The organism is Bacillus cereus group sp. MYBK5-2 (assembly GCF_051915685.1).
GTDB classification, from domain to species: Bacteria; Bacillota; Bacilli; order Bacillales; family Bacillaceae_G; genus Bacillus_A; species Bacillus_A cereus.
This window is the reverse complement of sequence record NZ_JBQAFE010000018.1, coordinates 19,024-38,469: the sequence shown is the minus strand read 5'-3', so window position 1 is coordinate 38,469 and position 19,446 is coordinate 19,024. Positions and strand designations below refer to the sequence as shown.

The following is a 19,446-nucleotide window of genomic DNA, read 5'->3' as shown; positions in this document are numbered from 1 at the left end:
TTCGGCCCTTCTACGCGTTTCCGCTTCTGCTCGTTTTCTTGCTTCTTCTTCTGCCTTTTTACGTGCTTCCACTTCTTCACGTTTTCTTGCTTCTTCTTCTGCCTTTCTACGTGCTTCCACTTCTTCACGTTCCCTTGCTTCTTCCTCTGCTTCTCTACGCGCTTCCACTTCTTCACGTTTTCTTGCTTCTTCTTCTGCCTTTTTACGTGCTTCCACTTCTTCACGTTTTCTTGCTTCTTCTTCTGCCTTTCTACGTGCTTCCACTTCTTCACGTTTTCTTGCTTCTTCCTCTGCTTTTCTACGCGCTTCTGCTCCTGCTTGTTTTCTTTCTTCTTCTGCCTTTCTACGTGCTTCTTCTTCACGTTCCCGTGCTTCTTCTATTTTTAAATCATTTTCAGAAGTGCCTGCCTGTTTTTGAATTGTAGTGATCCAAGCAAGAGCTGGGTTACTATTTGAAGGTTCATTTTTTGGTAAATTTACATTTACACTTTCTTCACGTTGGTTCCGCGGCTGTTCTGAATGCTCTTGTTGTATTTGCTCATTTATTGGATCTTTGTAGACATCTTCATATTGTTCTTCTTCCTCTGCTAGTAATCGCTCACGTCGTTCTTTTTCTTGTCTAATTCTTTCTTTAATTACGTTTCTTTTTCTATTATTTTGCATAAAACAACAACAGCCTCCTTTCTATCAGTACCTCATTAATGAGAGTAATTAAATTATTCATCCTTCATAATTAATCATTAGATATTTCCACAAAAAAACTAAGGAAAATTAGTGATAATATTATTTTTTAAGCATGATAAATTAAAAAAGGATAAATGGTCTGCACCCATTTATCCTTCTTTTTACTTTACATCTATTGAATTCATAGTACATGTTCTCCTCTTAATGCATCACTTTGTTTCAAATTTTAGATAAAAAAAGATACTACACACTTACTGCATTGAATATTCAGGGATATATGAGTTTATATTTTCACACCATATTAAGTTCATCCATAACTTTCAACTTTTCATGTAGTAGATTAAAAATTTCATCTTTATAGTCACATTTCTTCAATTTTTTAATTGCTTCTTCCTTTATTTGTGACACTCTTTCAGTTGTTATCATAAGTGCTTTTGCAATTTCTTTATGCAAATACACTTTACCATCTAAAAGACCAAAACATAGATTTAGTACCATCTTTTGTTTTGGGTTTAATACTTCATCAAATATTAACCATATCTCGTAATTTAAGTCTTCAATTACCATCTCATTTATTGAAGGAATTGCTGATTTATCATCATGGGATGAATTTGATATACCTATATCTTCATTTATTGTATCTATATCCAAAGTCATAGTAGTAGCTCGCTTATAATATACGTTGTGCCTAATGACTATTTCGCTAGTTACATCTAACTCTTTTACAACTTCCTCCACCGAAGGGGGTCTGTTGTACATTTGTAAATATTTATCTTCTAATTCAACATATTTTAAATTAAATTGATTCACATAGTTAGGTATTTTAAAAGGTCCCGACCTTTTTTTACATATAATTCCTAACATCCTTTTTTGTATCCACCAAAAAGCGTATGTGGAAAAGCAATAGCCTAAAGCTGGATTAAAATCTTCCATTGCCCGTAACATTCCCTCATTTCCTTCTTGAACCAGATCATCAAACTCTATATCAGGGTGCTTGTTTTTGTACTTTCTTGCAATAGATAATACTAACCCTACATTCACATGAAACAAATAATCACGTAGATCCTTTTCACCATGTTTGTACCGCTGAAATAAATTTAAACTTTCTTGTTTTGAAAGTACCTGATAATTTCCCATTTCCTTAATTTCAAAAGTGTTACCTTCTGGATAAGCCATTGGCTTAATACTTCTTGCAGTAGAACCTTGTGTTATAGTTTTATTTAATGACTCATCGCGATTCAAGCTGCTATATGATTGATTCATACTTATTCCTCCCTTCTCATTTTTAACGAATTGTTTCTAAAAACATCTTTGTCTCCTTTTGTACGTTACTAATCAACTTACAGTTCCTTGCGCATGTATTGGCAACTTCTTTATGTGCTTTCGTTTTTCTCAATTCTATATAAATATCGCATCCTTTGCAGATGCTACTAATACCTTCCATTATTTCTAATTGTCTTCTTCTTTCATATAAAAACTGCTCTTTTGTTTTCTTCTCGCTTACTCGTCTCCCCATTCGTTTCACCTCGTATACATAAATAGTATTATTTAGTACTTAAAAACTACTATCGGTATTACATAGATACGAAACTTCTCCTTCAAAACTCTTCCAAATTTCTCCTGTATGTATATGATATAGGATTATAACAAAATGTAAAATAAATTATTCTAAAAATTCAAAAATTACCAGGATATTAAAATATCCATCATTTCCTTATGATTAAACTAATTATATATACAATTTAAACCCTGATGACTATCAAGAATACGTATAAAACAATGGATGTATTGTATTCTTCTATACAATACATCCTTCGATTTTATAAAACCCACTCATTCTAGTTATGGTATAGAAAAGTACTGAATCATTTCTACCCCTTATTAATATATATCTTAATTCACTTCAATTAAAATAGCGTTTATCTCACTTTCTCTATTGCTGGAATATAATCGTTTAACAGTAAATCATCTAGACCCTTTCCAAGATTAATATCCCAACTTGCATAATTAATACTTATCCCTTCTTGATAAAGCGCTTGCGCACATTCTAATAACGACCGCTGAACATCTGAATTTGTAATCATATCCATATCTAAAGCGAACGTCGCCTGTTTAACTCCCATTTTTTTTAACGGTTCAATTAATATTCTCCATACTTTAACCCCAGGTATTGATACAACTGTGGTACCATACATTACTTTTTCCTCATTTGTTAGAAGCTCGTCTAAATTTTCTGCAGCAATATCAGACTTTAGAGCGCCTTCTGAAATCCATACATTATCCTTTTTTATTAGTTCTCCACGTTCCAAACTTTTCAACTCTCGACTAGGTACTGCTACATGTATTGGCAATGGGTTCCCAGCTCCTGTTCCATGGAATTTCCCACCTGAACTGATCCAAATATATTTACTTTCTAACTTTAATTGTACTTCACCTAATTTTTCACCTTCATAATTAATTTCATACCATTCTTTAACATCGATTTTACCTTTAAATATAGACTCTATCTTCCCATTGATTTTATAGGTCACCTCTATAACATTGGGTTGCTCAATAACTTCTGCCTTAAAGCTTGGTTTATGATTTTTTACAACTGTCATATATTCAGGATTATCAATTCTACATTGAAAACCGCATATCTGATTATATATATTTCTCTGCGGTATTAATAAAGAATCTCTCCTTCCTGCAAACGTAAAATATCTTCCATCCTTTGTTTCTTTTGCATAAAATCCTGGAATTCCAACAATATAGCTTGTTTTCCCTCCTACTTTTTTTATTAGCTCTTTCGTAGTATCCCAAGGTTTAATAGGAAAACTTTTGTAATTTCTAACATTTATTACTTCACTTGTAACCCTATGTTTCGATCCCATTAACATTTTAATATGTTCATCTCGCATGTCTAAAAATTCTAGGAATAAAGTATAAATAATATCAAGGTTGTAATCATTTTTCTTCCTATGTTCCTTAATCATCTGATTTTGAGAAAAGTCATATCCCCTTTTTTGATCTTCAGCTATTATATGTAAATAGCCTGCTTCCCCCAATACTGTTTCAGATGAAATTCGTCCACATATTATTTTAGTTTCAGAATCATTAACCATGCACCATCCTTGCTTACCACATATAGGGCACGTTGTTCTATAATATTCAAACCACCTCTCATTACTCCCCTTATTCATGCTTCTCACTGGCCTTAATATTCTACTTGCTGCTAACTTTTCAATTGACATCACATATCTCCTTTCCCCTTGAGCAAATAAAAAAGCCCTTTGGAATACGGAGGTTAAATACCACACAAACGTGTAATTTAATCCGTAACCCGAAGGGCTTCATGCAATCACTAGAAATTAAAAAAATTAACAAGTTATAATAAGAATATACTAAAAATTCTTTATTTAATCTAGAGGTTAATTATAATATTATTAAACTCCCACTATAATTATATATGGGCATCTTACTGCTTAACCCCTTTTGGACCTTTTGAAGCGAGAACTTCTTCGGAATTAAATACTATTTTAGCAATCTATATTTACTAAGCTATAAGGAGCCTCCTTATTAACCGTCCACTAATGTTTTTCTGCTAACTTTTTTTGGTGCAGTATACTCTCTACTAACCAATTAATTGCGCTATCAAGGGCACTGTTGTTAACCATAATCATTTTCTTGTAAACAAGCATCATAAGATTATATTTTGTTCAAATTTAATTAATCCTACTCAAAAACACTTTAGAATACGGACTATAAAACAGTCATATAATTATCAATCTCATGTTGATACCAACAGAAAATCAACACATCTCACCCGCATTTGACATTGACATATCAGCTGAGATTAACATGTCAAATGAAGCGTACCAACTTTATCGCTAGTATCCACCGGTTAACATTAACATAACATTAACAAGCAGCTACTTATCAAAAACGTTTGTACCTATCTAAACTTCAAAATCTATATTAGATGAACATTAATCCACTCCAACTGATTGTACGGAAATAAGTTAATTAATAAACTACCTTTGCAAATGTTTAAATGCTAGTACGACATAAAAAAAGAAACACCATGAAACTATCAATCTCATGTTGATACCAATGAAAAGAGAAATGGTTTTCAATCTCTTATTTGTTATTAACATGTTAACTGAGATTAACATGTTAATTGATTATTTTCTTTTGTTATCAATATCATTTTGAATAAGATTGACATAACATTGACAATAAGATTTCAAAAAAGAAGAATCGTTTATAGCTTTCAAGATTTCAAAATCTATATCGATTGATTTTTTTCTTCTTCGGCAGTTTTCTTGAAGTGAATCTAGTGATGATCTATCCTAGAAAATGTCTCGACACCATTAAAACATAGTTGAAAATTTAATTAGGATAATAAATGATGACAGCATTTTACCCTTTATTTATCATTGACATATAGTCTAAAAACAACACATAGAAAGGAATACTGTCTATATTGTTAATCTTATATCAACAATTTGCGTTTAACATTAATATGACATTAACAATTAAGTAGTTAAAATACGCATAAATACAGATCTTAAGTCTTCGAGATTTGTATTAGTTATAAATTTATCTACCACAACAGATTTCTATCGAAAAACCAAAAAACACTTTAAAAGAACTATAATTGTAGTTAGAAGCTAATAAGAAATCCATACAATTGATGGTTTCTTATTAGTAATATCAAAAAATAACAGTTTTCTTTTCATTTATCATTGATATGTAACTTGAGATTAACATGTTAAGCACTCATTTTCTTTTGTTATTGATATTATTCTAATTCATATTGATAAGACATTGACAATAAGGTGTCAAAAAGCGAAAGCGTTTATGGATTTCGAGATTTCAAAATCTATATCGGTGAAAATTTTCTTCTGTGGAAGTTTACTCGAAGCAAATTTAGTGATGATCTATCCTAAAAGATGTTTTCACACTATCAAAACATAGTTAAAATTTAATCGCAATGACATATAGTCTAAAAGCAAAACGTAAAGAGACATGCTATTTAATTATTAATGTTATATCAAAAATTTGCATTTAACATTAATATGACATTGACAATTAAATAGTAGCAGTGCACATAGGAACAGATTTCTATTGAAAAACAAAAAGGAAAATACCCTAAAAGAACTATAATTGTGGATAGACATTAACAAGAGATCCATACAATTGATCGTTTCTTATTAATAACACACGAAAATTAACAGTTTTCTCTTTATTTATCATTGATATATAACCTGAAATTAACATGTTAATAGGGCTAGTTATTAATTAATGGTAGTTTCATATCAACTATCGTTAATTAATATTGACATAACATTAACAATTGCCGATTCTAAAGTTGAGAATGTACATACAGATAGAGTTTTAGATTCTACATCTATTAAAGGACTTTTTTCTATAGTAAAATTCACTGCATAAACTGCGGAAGATATCATTCTTGAAAACATTTTAATAGTAATAAAAAATAATGAATCGCCTTTTATTACTTTCGATTTAAAAATAGCAATTGTATAAATCAATTTTGATTATATAGAGATCACTTGTAAAGGGTGATCTCTCTTAAAAAAGTAAGTTTATATTAAAAACCGCATAAAAGTACTTCAATAACCTATAATAAGCCTTCACGTGCATTCTAAAGACCTACTGAAACCAATTAGCTATACAGTTCTTGCTTTTCTACTACCGGGTATCATAAATTATAATAAATATAGGCCTTTATTCACTATTAGTATGGGCTTTTCTCTTTAGATTTATACATACTTTTTAGCTTTTAAGTCTTTAAGTTTAATGCTATATCCTTATAATTTATTTACAAATCACTAATATTTTCTTATCATTAGTATATTGTAGACTAATTTGTTAATTTCATAGCAACAATAATCATTAATAACTAACGGATTATTAACAGGACATTAACAATAGTTAATTCAAAAACCTGATTTATCAACTTTATGTTAACAAGTGATGCTTTATATATTAATGACATATTTCATGTGAATGTCAATCAATAAAGGTATTGAGTTTTATATCGTCGAAAGACACTTAACATGTTAATCTCACTTTATATGTTAATTACATTTTGCTATGGCCATTATATTTCAAGGAGGTATAACGATGATTGAACAAGATAACAAAAATACAAATGAACATATGGAGTCCAATAATACAAACTCTAGTCATGAAGATACTTTTGAAAAAGCTTGGCGAATAACAGAGTTTTCAAAACTAGTAGGCCGACATCATAACACTGTATACAATTGGTTCAATATCCTAGAGGAAAAGGGGTTACACGGAACATTAAGAACCAATAATACAAATGAAAAGCTATATAACACACTGGATTTAGACATAGCTTTATTTATCAAGCTAAAGAGGGATGAAAAGTGGTCGCTAGATGCAATTATTGAGCTTTTACCACATCAATTTGAACTAAGACCAGTTTCTCCAGAAAATCAAACCAGTGAAGTCTCAACCCAATTAAACATGCAGGAAGCTGCAGCGACTATTGAAAAAATAGTAGAGCAAAAGATTCAAATGCATTTACAAAACATTGAATTAGAGTATCAAGGAAAGTTTGAAGAGGCGATACGTGCAGTGCTACCTGAACCAGAAGATCCTGAGAAGTTAAAAGAGCGCCAAAGACAAGAAAGACTAGATAATATAATTATTCAACATAGAGCGCGTACAGAGTTAAGAAAACAAGCTGAAAAAGAGTGGAATACACAACCAGAAGAAACTCGTATAAAAAAAGTTGGTTGGTTTAAAAAAGAGGAAGATCTTGTGAGAAAACAACTATTTATAGAAAACTATATTGATGAGAACATGATTGAATATATGAAAAATGTAATGAAAACAGAAAAATAAGCCTGGACAATTCCAGGCTTATTTTTTATTTAGTTCCGAACATCTTATCAGGATCCATAAATGCCGCTAATTCTTCATCATCTTGCACTTGTGGTCCTTCATTTTTATCTGATTCTAATTCAAAGTAATCACCAAAGTTAATATTAAAATCATCGTCCGAGTCTTGCGCTTCAATAGTAGTAATTTGGGACTTTGTATATTGAATCTGACTTTGTTTTTCCTTAAATTCATTATATTCTTCAACTAATCCTTTAGATAATCGAGATGGTAATGCATCTGTCTTATAGAAAGTATACACGCTACCCATAAAATCATTTTTACTCACTAAATAACCATTAAAAACAGTTCCATTGATTGGTAGTTTATTTGTTACTTCTACTTTTGCATCATCCATAAATGAATCATCAATGTTCTTCTGTTCATCTAAAATTGCTAACATCCCAAAATGATGTACCTTTGATGCCTCTAAATCTCCATTTTCATTTGTCTTCATCAGGTCAATAGGGTGATGGAATGAGCTTCCTTTCAATGATTCTGAGAACATATCTACAATTTCTTTACTATTTTCAATTTGGTTCATATTACGTGAAACCTTATTAATTACTAAACAGCCTGTCTTTTCTAGTAAAATTCGTTTAAAGTCCTGAGAATCTAGAATTACTGATGTTCCTGAACCATTAGCAGCTGTATTTAACTCATGAATAATATCTCCAATGCGTTGGTTTGCATAGTCTCGTGAGTTTCCAATGCCTTTTTTCTCATTTTCGTTTAATCCCTTAAACTCATCATAGAAGTGTTGATTATCCGCAAATACAACAAATGCTACGCCTTTAGCTGGATCATTTGCTAACTTCCAAATTTCTTGTGAGAACTTATTTACTTGTCGCAGTACATCAGGGCCATCTGCTCTTACTGGAAGTGTAACCACAATACCCATTTTAATGAAATCTTTACGTTCAATTGCATTATTGAAAGCAATTCTTGCATACTTTTGTTGATTTTTTATTAATTCTTCTCTAGGAATTTTCATTGCCATACTTTTAAGTTCTTCAGCAATTACAGGTTTATTATGAAAAGCAGAGAATTCTTCAATTGCTTGAATAATTGTAGATGTACCTGTACCACCGCCTAAACCTGCAAAAAATAGTACTAATTCATCAGTTGGTCTAACACGTTCCGTTATAAATTCTTTTAGTTTATCTTTAGCTTCTTCATTAGATTCTAACACCTTTACAGCACGCTCAGGATTCTTACCTAAACCACCTAATTTTAGTGAAACTTGGTTACTTTTCGGCACATTTTTCAGTTCAGCTAAATCCCCATCATTACTATTCAATGCTAGGCAATTATAAACTGCTGTACCGTCTGTATGCTTATACTCAGCAAACTTATCTACCATTCTAGTTCCAGCTTGACCAAAACCAACCATAGTCATTTTCACAGCTACTTCGTTTTTCAGAAAGTTTTTTGCCATTATTTTATCTCTCCCTTATTCTCATTACTTTTTTTACGTTTCCCTAATTCAACTAATACTTGTTGTCCCCTAATAGTTGAAATTAAAAACTTATACGGATGCATAATTTTTTCTGTTATTAATGACATTGAAGCTAAAGTAGCAACACTACCTTCTGCCGATCTTCTTGAAATGTTAGTTCTTTCAAGTTCTAATGAATAGGATTTACCCTTAGGTTTCTTTACTCTCCTATCAATAACAACACTTTCTACTATTTCATTTATTGAGATTCCTCTCATATACTTTGTCTCTTGGTATTGTTTGTTTACTTGTGATCCTATGTAATGAAATACATTGTAGAGTATTTCGTCTTCTTCAATAATGTCTGCAAACATTTCCACAACTTCTTCAGTGAATTTGTTTTGTTTATATTTTTCACTTAATACCTCGTTCAAGTTGTCCCCCCCTTAAAACGTTGGTTAATTATTCCTAAAAACATATTACATCATTGTAAGACGTATATCAAGTCATTATATATAAGTCTTATATTAAGTTGTTATATACAAGACTTATATATAATTTACAAAATGTAAAATCGAAACAATGTTCTATATATCAATGTTAAATGTATAAGACGTACATGAAAGTCGTTTATATAAGCAGTAAACAAAACATGTTAATATCAGGTTTCATATAACTAACAATAACTATTAAATAATAAATATGAGTGCATTATTTTTGTATATTTTTATCTAGAATTATAATTTCAATATATAATACTCCTAAAATAACGTACTATTATCATGGTCGTTCCATCTATACATCTTATATATACCAACTGTATATAAGACGTATAGATAAAGACTTATCATTAAAGGTTTTATATGCTTTTATATTAATTTCATGTCAATAGAATATTACCACGAATTATTACACGCCCTACTTAAAGGTCTTATATTAAAGACTTATCAATAAAACGTGTATATACCCCTATAAAAAAAGAGTAATACTTCTTAAGTATTACTCTTTTAACTATATAGTTTTATATAAAACACTTAGTTTATTAAACAGATCTTTATGATTCTGCTTCTTTTTCAATAACTCATTTTTCTGTTGGTTGTCTACAGAAAGGAAAGGGGATGTCAATGTCATGTTATATTTCGTTATTTCTTTTATTAATTCCGTAGTTATTTCTGATATTTGCAGAAATAACATATAAAATTGTGATTCATTTCCATTCATTTGTTTTTCTCTGAAATTAAGTTCTACAAATTTATCAGTATAACTTGTCAATTTCATGTCAATATAATCACTATAACTCACATGTAAAGCCATAAAACGATTAAACTCTGATAAACTAATTAATTTCTTTGTTAAACATAGATGTACTAAATAAATCTTGTATACAGCTTTAAATGAAATAACATATTTAGTTCCTTTTTTTATTAACTGGATGTATTCACCGTATCTGTTAATTAAATACCTTAATTTATTAGGTTTCAGTCTCAATAGTCTACTAACTTGTGAAGTATTGTAGATTTTATAAGGATCTAAAGCAGCAAACTGTAATGGAATTATCTCATATTCTTTATTTAATGTGTTAGTTACCATGTTATAAAGAACGTCTGTTTCAAATTCACTTTGTATAATTGTTTTTATTAGCCCATATTCTGTGTTCAAATTCCGCATTTTTTCACCCCTTAAATCAGATTGTAACATGCAAAATATGAAATATACACAATTTTCATTTACTTTATTATGTTTATTTACTTATTTCTTTTATGATGTGATTTTTCCTTCTGATAAACAAATAGCTCTACAGAATTAAATACAATTTTGTTTAATACTTAATATCATCTATGCAAAAGAATATTCACTGTACATTTTATTTATTTTTGTTATTCTACACATATATGACGAGATACATATGACGAACTCTTTTTTCATCATTAGAGTTCGTCATATGTTCTTTTATCTATGTCGAAGTACAAATGACGAACTCTAATAGTAAATTCCTACTTGGTATCATTGATTTTAATTACCTACACCTGACGAAATAATATGTATTTTTAAACCGAGAGTCCATAGGGGATAATGAATTACTTTTTTGTAAATTTCAGTTAAAATATACACTAATCATTTTTATGTACTGAACTGCTTAATTTATCCAACATTAATTACTTTCATTTCATGACAATTGTACCTGATTTTATGCAGATTCCGTATTTTATTTCCATATCAAGGGAGTGTTTAAAATTGAAAAAATCATTTGATCATGCCGTTAAATATATCGTCGGAGAGAATGATCGTGGAGTTTATTTTAATCGTTCTGATATTTTTACAGTCTTATTTTTATATGAACAACGAACAGTATCTCAAATTCAATTAAGAAAATTTTATGAATTGATAAGTGGGGAGCCAATAAGTCGAACTACATTTTCATCAAAGTTAACTAAGTGGGCAAAAATGAAATTAATAAAAAAAGAAAATATAAGTGTGAGAAAAAAGCGTGGCTTTACATTGGATTTCGTTTCTATAGCTTCAAAGGGAACAGAAGTATTATATCGTTTAAAATTAATTACTGATTACACCACCTCGTTTGTTACCAAAAGGCAATATGAACACAATATAGCTATTACACAATTTGTGCTAAATCTACTTGAAGCAGAATCCCAAAATGAACATACCGGTGCAATTGTAGGTGGTAATGGCGATTATCTTTTTCCATTAAACTCAATTGTGAAGCAAAACTTACATTTACCTAACCTAATGTATTCCGATTCAAATGATGTTTACTTCTTATACGAAGATGAAGAGTATCGCGAAATGTTTCAGCCAGAACTTCAACCCGTTTCCTTCCAACCAGATCTACCTCACCTCGTTTATTCATTTCGTCCATCTAAAGAGTTTTACCTAGATTCAAAGGGAAACCCATTAATCATTCCTGATTGGGTTCTTACATGTAACGATTCTATTATCAATATTGAAGTTGATACAGGAACAGAAAACATTCCATTTCTAGAAAACAAGCTAAAAAAATATCTTGATATCGCTGCTTCTAATCCGTCTAAACAGTTTTACGTATTATTTTCAGTAATCGATGATTCCTATCACACAATTACTACTTACAAAAAAAGAACTACTCGTGTAACAAATTTAAAAAAGGCTTTCAGCAATATACCACGTTTAAGTGTAGTGAATAACCTAAATGTTTACGTAAGCAATATGGGTGGATCTGCACTTGTAATAAATAATATTCTTCATGAAATTCGCGAAATTAATAGTTTAAACAAAAGTCATTTGCTCAAAAAAATCGCTGAACGTTTAAACATAAATTCTTCTTTCCCTTATTCGGTAGAGTGGATTTCTAATAAAAATGAAATTCAAGCGAAAGGGATTCAACATTCTAAACTACTTGAGCTAACAGATGACATTTTGGTATTACGAAAAAAAGCACCTGATGAAGAAAAAAAATCTTTAGATTACTTAGAAATATTATGTATATTAACAATACTTAAGGTAGGGGAGGTTAACACACACTTTAAATTACAGCAATTATCAGGATTGTTGGCCATGCAAAATCAACACCGAACACTAAACCCAATAAAGATTTTGGGGATATATGAAGCGGATGAATTAGAGCATGGGCAGCAAGCCATATTTACTGATTTGTATCACAATTCCATAGCACCAGAGAATATATTATTGGCTACTTCTGCTGAATTGCTTAATTTCACCGCTGCTTTTTATTCGTTAAAAGAGAGGGTGAAACAAGAATTTGGAGAATGCAGTTCAAAAGAATGCTGAACTCAATAATGCACCAGGTAATGGCGAGGATCCAAAAGCCGGAAAGAGTAAAAAAAATTCCTATACAGTTACAATCGACATTACAAAAAGCTGGAAATATCGTTTAGCAGCCCGCTCATCTTACTATGTTATAACATTACTACTTCTGCTAGCTTGGTATTTTGCTTTTAGAGGAATATATAAATACGCTTCTTTCTGGTCCATACAAATGGGAGCTCCATTACCTACGTTAAGTATCTTCGGTAATCCGTTTGAAACTAATTATTACATTGAAACCTTTTTTAGCTTTTGGATTTTAATTTATACTTGGCAGCTATCAACCAAAGTTAAAACCTATCAGGAGATAAAACGTAGATGGTTTATTTTCTCGATAATGTTAATCGGTATAGTTGCCCAGTACTTATGGGCGTTTAGTGTTCCGTTAGCTAAGATATTTATTCCATTCTTACATTCGAAAGCAGGAGAAGTTTCACTAAATGATAAAGGATTAGAAGATACTATACTTTCAAATTTTAGTAATATCATGCACCTTGTATTTGCAATACCTGTAATTATTATTATTCTCGTACTCTTATGGCTCTTTAAGATTTTTTATGAACATAAAAAAGAGCTTTTAGATGCATTCGGAAAATGGGAATACGTATTTAAAATACCTGGTTGGATGCTTTCCTTTTTGAATGATGATCGTCAACGAAAACTTGCTACTTCATTACACAGATTTTTCACTGAAAAGAATCCATCAAAATTGCCTGAACCCGATATCTTTCTTGGTCCTAACAGTGCTACACGGGAAATGGCAGTAATACAGGGCAAGTCTCTAACGCTTAATATAATGATCATCGGTAACATTGGTACAGGTAAATCAGCTGCACTAGGTTTGCCAATTGCCAATCAAATTCTTGACTATATGGCTTCCATGATTAATAACTTTAAAACCTTATATGCAAGAAAAGATTATCATTCAGAGGATGTAAAAGGAACGCAGGTTAATGGTCTTACAGTTATCGAGCCATCTAATGACTTCTGCGAAAAAGTATATAAATTGGTATTAGCACACAAGATTCCCGAAAGTGTCATTTTCTATTTAGACCCAACAAATCCTGATACCCCTTCAATAAATTTTGTACGTGGTCCAGTTGATAAAGTTGCTGAGATGTTATGTTCAGTATTAACGGGGCTCTCTGATAATGGAGCAGGAAATCCGTTCTTCGTTCAGTCTGAGCGTTCCCATCTTAAACAACATATTTATTTGTTAAAACTCCATGATTCTAAATTTGAAGCCAGATTTGAGCATTTAATTGATATGTATAATGATGCTAATCTCGTTTTTGAGATGCATCTCAAATTAAAAGAACGACTTCCAAATGATATTGAATCTATTCCAGATAGGGATGAACGAAACCATTTCCGCATAATGAAACAAGTTGATGAATGGTTTGATTTAAATTATGTTCCTGAACTTTCTGGTGGCCGTGGGGGAGGGGAAGTTGTTTATCATACTGAAGGGAAATACTATGGTCAACCAAAGATAATTGATAAACAAGAAACCTTTGTTCGCGGTTTACGAAACACATTAAATGATATTTCTGCTCAACCTCTGCTCCGACGTGTTTTATGTGGTCCATCGGATTTTGATTTTGAGAAGCATTTGGAATTTGGAGGTATTCTGTTAGTCAACACAGCGAAAGGGGAACTTTCTGATCTATCTGATGTATTCGGTAAATTATGTTTATATGCCGTGCAGAATGCTGTTTTCCGTCGTAAGCCTAACGTATCTCCTTACCATCCGGTTTTAGTCGATGAGTTTGCGGATTACATTTACAAAGCATTTAAAAGTTTTCCTGCTCAATCACGTAAATATAAAGCACCTTTAATTGTTATTGCACAAACCATTAGTCAATTAGCAATTGAACATGGCCCAAGATTCATGGATATACTGTTAGGTACATTTCGTAATAAACTTGTTTATGGTGATGTTACAAATGAAGACGCTAAATTATTTAGTAAGCTAATGGGTACGAAAACAATTTATGAGGCACGTGAAGGTGATCAAGAAATTGATATGGTAACAGCAGAAGCAAAAACACAAAGTACTCGTAGAACATCCTACTCTTATTCGAAAACAGAGGTACCTATTCTTTCTGAAAATGACATTTTAATTCAAAAAGCATTCCAGTGTGCTGCTAAAATTGTAAAAGATAATGCTCCTCAAGGAGGGATACAAGTAAATGCTAACTTTGTTCCTGCCTCTGAGTTTAAAACAGCTAAGATTCAAGTTGATGCAGAAGCAGCTGCTTATTGGTTAAAAATTCGTGAAGAGTCATTGAATACGGAAATAAAATACGATGATTATGTCACAGATACAGATGTTGATAGTGAAGAAACTGTAATTGAAGAATTAAGTACACCTAAAACAGCACCTACTGCAATAGAAGGTTGGTTACAAACGTTAAATCCTGATACTTACGATTTTTATAGTAATGAAGATGATACTGACAATGAAGGGGAGTTAACAAATAATCAGTCTGTTCAAGGTTACTCAAGGAATTCTGCTCCTAAGCTAGAAAAGGAGGACGCTACAGCATCAATTGCTACTTCAAATACAACAGAACCCGCAAAAATTAATGAAGTAATCAATGTTCAAAAAGAAAATGTACCCGATACAAGTAAATATAGAGAACCTATTGAACTTAACAACAAATCACCAGTTATTACTGAAATTCCAATAGAAGTGCCAAGGGCGAAACATACACCACAATATAGAGAGCCTGCTTACACATCGACTGTAACTCATAATCAGCAGGAACAGGAAATTCAACGAACTGCAGAAATCAATGGTAAAAATACAACATCTAACTTAACAATGCAATGGTTACAACAAATGGCTGCTACTGTTCCTCAAGATGATGAAAATATATTACCTTTAGATGAAATGGACGGAGGCTCTCGTCTTCACAATCGTAAAGTAGCAGAAGTAACTCCAGAAAGTGCAGCAATTAAGGATAAACTCAGTCAATATATCGAAGGTGACATTGATCATGATTGATACACTAAGCATATAACAAATATTCTTACTGATAAAAAGGTGTAGGTCGTAAATATTGATTTGAAATAAAGATTAACTGTTTATAAAAAAGACGCGATGTTTTGAATAAAGTCGCGACGTTTATAAAAAAGTTGCGATGTTTTGCCCCTTTGGATCTGTTTATCTAAAGGGGTGTTTTTATAGTGAAAAGTGAAAAGAAGATCTGAGCTGAAAGGCGGATTAAGGAACCGTTGAGTAGCAATAAAGTTACTCAACTAAAGGGCCAGTTTGTGGAGGATTTTAACAGGTTTTTTAGAGTTATTATTTAAAAAAGGATTTTGAAGTCTTTTGGTGAAAATTAAATATTAAATCTATAAAAGATAGAGGTTGTTGTGATGTTGAAACTGTTTCAATATAACTGGCAAGTTCGTGATGATTGGTTTACATTGTGCGAAGACATACCAGATAAAGAACTATTAAAGAAACGGGTCGGTGGGTTCGGCAGTATACTACATACCCTATTTCACATTGTAGATGTGGAATATATGTGGATCTTAGGTTTGCGAGGTGCACCAGTGCCTGAGGAGCCATTGTTTGAGGATTATGCTAGCTTACAAAAAGTGAAAAATCTTTCAGCTCAATACCATGAGAAAGTGAAGCCATTTGTAACATCTTGGACAAATGAAATGGATTCTCGGAAACTTTCAGAAACTGATTTCAATGAAGAACCGATTAGCTCTAGAGACGCACCAATCAGGCGCCGAGTCATTGAATGTACACACGGAGAGATCATACGTCATGTCATTGTCCACGAAATCCACCATATTGGCCAGTTATCTATATGGGCACGTGAAATAGGAAAGGAGCCTGTTTCCGCAAATCTGAGAGGAAGAGGGCTATTCGATAATTAGACTGCCTTTGCCAATTTCACAAACGGGCGCGATTGTTGAACAACATAGGTAGAAATGATCAAACTTTTTTATAAAAACCAAACTTAAATCTGCTGGGGAAGAATCCATTTTGATTAATCTTTTTCAAAATGGATTCTTTTTATTTATCGTAAAACTTTGGATTGCGAGGTATTTTTGATCAAACTTTATTTCACAGCTACAGTAAACTCATACCCTTTTATTATTTCATATGTAACTTTCACTAAGGGGATCATTTCTTTATGCTAAAATTTAATTGAGTTTGTGTTGAAGGAGAACATGGATTAAATAATAAGGGGGGAGTAAGGACATTGGAAATAGAAAAATTAAATTTACCCATTGATGGTAAGCATTTTTTACTTAATCATCAAATTAAAGAAAATGAATTTGAATGTCTCAATATTGAATTTTACAGCTATTCTAATGGTTTTCTTTTAGATGTAGTGGAATGGACAAAACAAAATGATTTTTCTTTATCAATATTGGATAAAGAATTTACAGAAACGTTTTTAGCGAGTTTAGAGAAGTTTAAACCATACCTTGTTATTGGGAGCAATATAGACTCAGGTAATCTAATTACTATCTACCAGCCCACAGGAGAAATATATGAGCTAGAACATGAGATTACGGAAAGAGTAGAAAGATATTTTGTTAATTCTTCTATAGAGAAAATGTATTGCTGCTTCAATTATTTAAAAAAATGTTGGATTCAACTATTAGAGCAAGAACACTACATAAGTCATAATCTAATGAACACTTTTTATGAATTAAAGAACAAATTAGTGGAGTTTGATACTAACATATTAATAAATGATAATGACTACAATAGACAATTTTGGAATTGTTTATATCACAGTAATTTAAACTTTCTTTTGGAAAAGTCAAACGAGAAATAGATTATCTCTGATTGAAATAGTCACATGAAATAAACGTTACTTCAAAGTAAAAAACGACTTTTTAAGAAACAAAAGCAGATTAAGGAATAGCTCCTTACTGGTTAAAATTTCAATAAAAAATAAAATAACAGTAAGGAGTGGTTTCTTAATCCCGCATTGCACCTGCTTCACGGGAAGTCATTGCTCCTTGTCCTTCTCTTACATCATTTTGAATTTGTTGTTTCACTTTTTGCGCATCAGTTTCTGCAAAATTTGGTTTCATAATAGAACTAGACTTTTCTATAGCTTTTTTATTATGTTGCATACAAACCCTCCTGACTTTAACGTTTATCTAACTTATTATGTGCTAATGTACACACGATATCCACCGAGCAATCGAGCGCATTTATGGATTAATACAGGCAGATATGGGGCAGGCAGAGCTATTTAAAAGTGACGGCGATTTTACCTAAAAAGCTGATATCAGAAGTTCAGAAGTATGTTCAATAAGAAACAATATATATTCCTAAATCTAAAGCCTCTCATCAGAGACGGGATACACGTTCCGGAACAAGAAAGCTAATCGATGAAAGAAATGCTTCTATTAAACGGTAGAACGATTAATCAAATAGCTGATGAATATCACCTCTCCATTAAAACAATCAAAAAATTATCTACTCTAAATGAATAAAAAGGAAGTACTGGTGAAATGATGCTCATTGCTTTTTCTTATGGTGAATTTGTTTCTTAATTATTTCCTACATTTTATATCATTCACCAATCATGTAATGTTAAGGGAGAGGACAAAAGAAAGGAAGAATGTACAAATGAGTATACTAAAAAACGGAACACTGCAAGTACTTGGAGCGAGCATCTATTATGAGGTGCGTGGTTCAGGTCCAATTCTTCTTTTGATCCATGGTGGGGGTGGTGATGCCGACAAGTTCCATAATATCGCCGATCATCTTGCTAAATGGTATACCGTTGTTACTTACGATCGCCGTGGTCATTCCCGTAGCAATCTCGTCAATAAAACTGAGGATTATCATGTACACACACATAGCGAAGACGCTCATCGGCTACTAGCCAATCTGACCAATGAACCAGCTTATGTATTCGGAAGTAGTTCCGGTGCTGTCATCGGACTTGATTTGTGCATACGCCATCCTGAGCAGGTACAGTTACTAATCCCACACGAACCGATTTTATTACAACTTTTACCTGAAAATGAGTTGAAGCAAGCTATAAATTTCATGGAAAACCTTAAGAGAAATCATAAAAATGAGGTCATGAAATTATTGTCAAATATTGATGAAAGTAATTCCGGACCATCAAAGAATATGCTAACAGAGCGACTACTCGTTAATTCGACTTATTTCACTGAGTATGAAATCCCTGGAATTCTCAGCTATACTTTAAACATCGATGCATTAAAGTCCCCATTAAAACCTGTATCGATACAGGTACTTCCATCCGTCGGAAGTAATTCACGAGAATCTTTTCCTTACCATTGCGCAGTCAACTTAGCAGAACACCTCGAAACAGAATTCGCAGAGTTTCCCGGAAACCATGTGGGCTATAACACAGTGCAACATAAAGAGTTTGCTGAGAGGTTACATGATGTTATTGAGAATTAATCGGGAAACTACCAATGAGCAGTGTATAAACACAATAGCACGAATAGATATTCATGGAGCTACAAGACAATACGTAATTTAGGATTTTGTCTATATGTCTAAATTTATTTCAAAGCATCAGCAGAATATGAACAACTAAAAAGAAGCAGCTACCTCT

13 protein-coding genes and 2 pseudogenes are annotated in these 19,446 nt (G+C 31.9%); 7 read left to right on the top strand and 8 right to left on the bottom strand.

The window, feature by feature from the left end:
- The 4 genes and pseudogenes from ACTFP3_RS29050 to ACTFP3_RS29035 all read right to left on the bottom strand — a co-directional run.
- Positions 1 to 663: pseudogene (locus ACTFP3_RS29050) on the bottom strand (hypothetical protein); the annotation flags it as partial.
- Between the two features lie 312 nt (positions 664 to 975).
- Positions 976 to 1,947 carry a sigma-70 family RNA polymerase sigma factor gene (locus ACTFP3_RS29045; RefSeq protein WP_440011966.1) on the bottom strand — a complete coding sequence of 324 codons (972 nt, stop codon included), beginning with the start codon at positions 1,945 to 1,947 and terminating at the stop codon, positions 976 to 978.
- Positions 1,948 to 1,969: 22 nt separating this feature from the next.
- Positions 1,970 to 2,200 carry a hypothetical protein gene (locus ACTFP3_RS29040; protein WP_000533697.1) on the bottom strand — a complete coding sequence of 77 codons (231 nt, stop codon included), beginning with the start codon at positions 2,198 to 2,200 and terminating at the stop codon, positions 1,970 to 1,972.
- A 403-nt stretch (positions 2,201 to 2,603) separates the two neighbouring features.
- Complete coding sequence (locus ACTFP3_RS29035; protein WP_087967535.1) at positions 2,604 to 3,917, bottom strand: DUF3854 domain-containing protein; 1,314 nt, start codon at positions 3,915 to 3,917, stop codon at positions 2,604 to 2,606.
- Between the two features lie 2,896 nt (positions 3,918 to 6,813).
- Between ACTFP3_RS29035 and ACTFP3_RS29030 the strand changes: the two genes are divergently transcribed.
- On the top strand, positions 6,814 to 7,563 hold the full coding sequence (locus tag ACTFP3_RS29030) for a MerR family transcriptional regulator (protein ID WP_139894829.1): 750 nt from the start codon (positions 6,814 to 6,816) through the stop codon (positions 7,561 to 7,563).
- A 25-nt stretch (positions 7,564 to 7,588) separates the two neighbouring features.
- On the opposite strand, the gene ACTFP3_RS29025 is transcribed toward ACTFP3_RS29030, so the two are convergent.
- The 3 genes from ACTFP3_RS29025 to ACTFP3_RS29015 all read right to left on the bottom strand — a co-directional run bounded on the left by ACTFP3_RS29025 (position 7,589) and on the right by ACTFP3_RS29015 (position 10,735).
- Positions 7,589 to 9,037, bottom strand: a complete 1,449-nt coding sequence (locus ACTFP3_RS29025) for a cell division protein FtsZ (protein WP_440011964.1) — start codon at positions 9,035 to 9,037, stop codon at positions 7,589 to 7,591.
- Positions 9,037 to 9,471, bottom strand: a complete 435-nt coding sequence (locus ACTFP3_RS29020; protein ID WP_001006720.1) for a hypothetical protein — start codon at positions 9,469 to 9,471, stop codon at positions 9,037 to 9,039. The genes ACTFP3_RS29025 and ACTFP3_RS29020 overlap by 1 nt, the downstream gene beginning before the upstream one ends.
- A 577-nt stretch (positions 9,472 to 10,048) precedes the next feature.
- On the bottom strand, positions 10,049 to 10,735 hold the full coding sequence (locus tag ACTFP3_RS29015; protein ID WP_440011962.1) for a hypothetical protein: 687 nt from the start codon (positions 10,733 to 10,735) through the stop codon (positions 10,049 to 10,051).
- Positions 10,736 to 11,272: 537 nt separating this feature from the next.
- Between ACTFP3_RS29015 and ACTFP3_RS29010 the strand changes: the two genes are divergently transcribed.
- From ACTFP3_RS29010 to ACTFP3_RS28995, 4 genes are all read left to right on the top strand, one after another.
- Positions 11,273 to 12,823, top strand: a complete 1,551-nt coding sequence (locus ACTFP3_RS29010; protein WP_440011961.1) for a replication-relaxation family protein — start codon at positions 11,273 to 11,275, stop codon at positions 12,821 to 12,823.
- On the top strand, positions 12,795 to 15,869 hold the full coding sequence (locus tag ACTFP3_RS29005) for a type IV secretory system conjugative DNA transfer family protein (RefSeq protein ID WP_440011959.1): 3,075 nt from the start codon (positions 12,795 to 12,797) through the stop codon (positions 15,867 to 15,869). Before ACTFP3_RS29010 ends, ACTFP3_RS29005 begins: the two co-directional genes overlap by 29 nt.
- Positions 15,870 to 16,243: 374 nt before the next feature.
- Positions 16,244 to 16,759 (top strand): DinB family protein, encoded by a 516-nt coding sequence (locus ACTFP3_RS29000; RefSeq protein ID WP_440011958.1) that lies wholly within the window; start codon positions 16,244 to 16,246, stop codon positions 16,757 to 16,759.
- A 329-nt stretch (positions 16,760 to 17,088) separates the two neighbouring features.
- Positions 17,089 to 17,673 (top strand): hypothetical protein, encoded by a 585-nt coding sequence (locus ACTFP3_RS28995; RefSeq protein WP_200462715.1) that lies wholly within the window; start codon positions 17,089 to 17,091, stop codon positions 17,671 to 17,673.
- A gap of 145 nt (positions 17,674 to 17,818) precedes the next feature.
- On the opposite strand, the gene ACTFP3_RS28990 is transcribed toward ACTFP3_RS28995, so the two are convergent.
- Positions 17,819 to 17,977 (bottom strand): hypothetical protein, encoded by a 159-nt coding sequence (locus tag ACTFP3_RS28990; protein ID WP_164876550.1) that lies wholly within the window; start codon positions 17,975 to 17,977, stop codon positions 17,819 to 17,821.
- A 101-nt stretch (positions 17,978 to 18,078) separates the two neighbouring features.
- Here ACTFP3_RS28990 and ACTFP3_RS28985 point away from each other — a divergent pair.
- Both ACTFP3_RS28985 and ACTFP3_RS28980 read left to right on the top strand, forming a co-directional pair.
- Positions 18,079 to 18,343: pseudogene (locus ACTFP3_RS28985) on the top strand (CD3324 family protein).
- A gap of 136 nt (positions 18,344 to 18,479) precedes the next feature.
- The gene (locus ACTFP3_RS28980) at positions 18,480 to 19,289 is read left to right on the top strand and encodes an alpha/beta fold hydrolase (RefSeq protein ID WP_440011956.1); all 810 of its coding nucleotides are present in this window, start codon (positions 18,480 to 18,482) and stop codon (positions 19,287 to 19,289) included.
- Positions 19,290 to 19,446 lie beyond the last annotated feature (157 nt).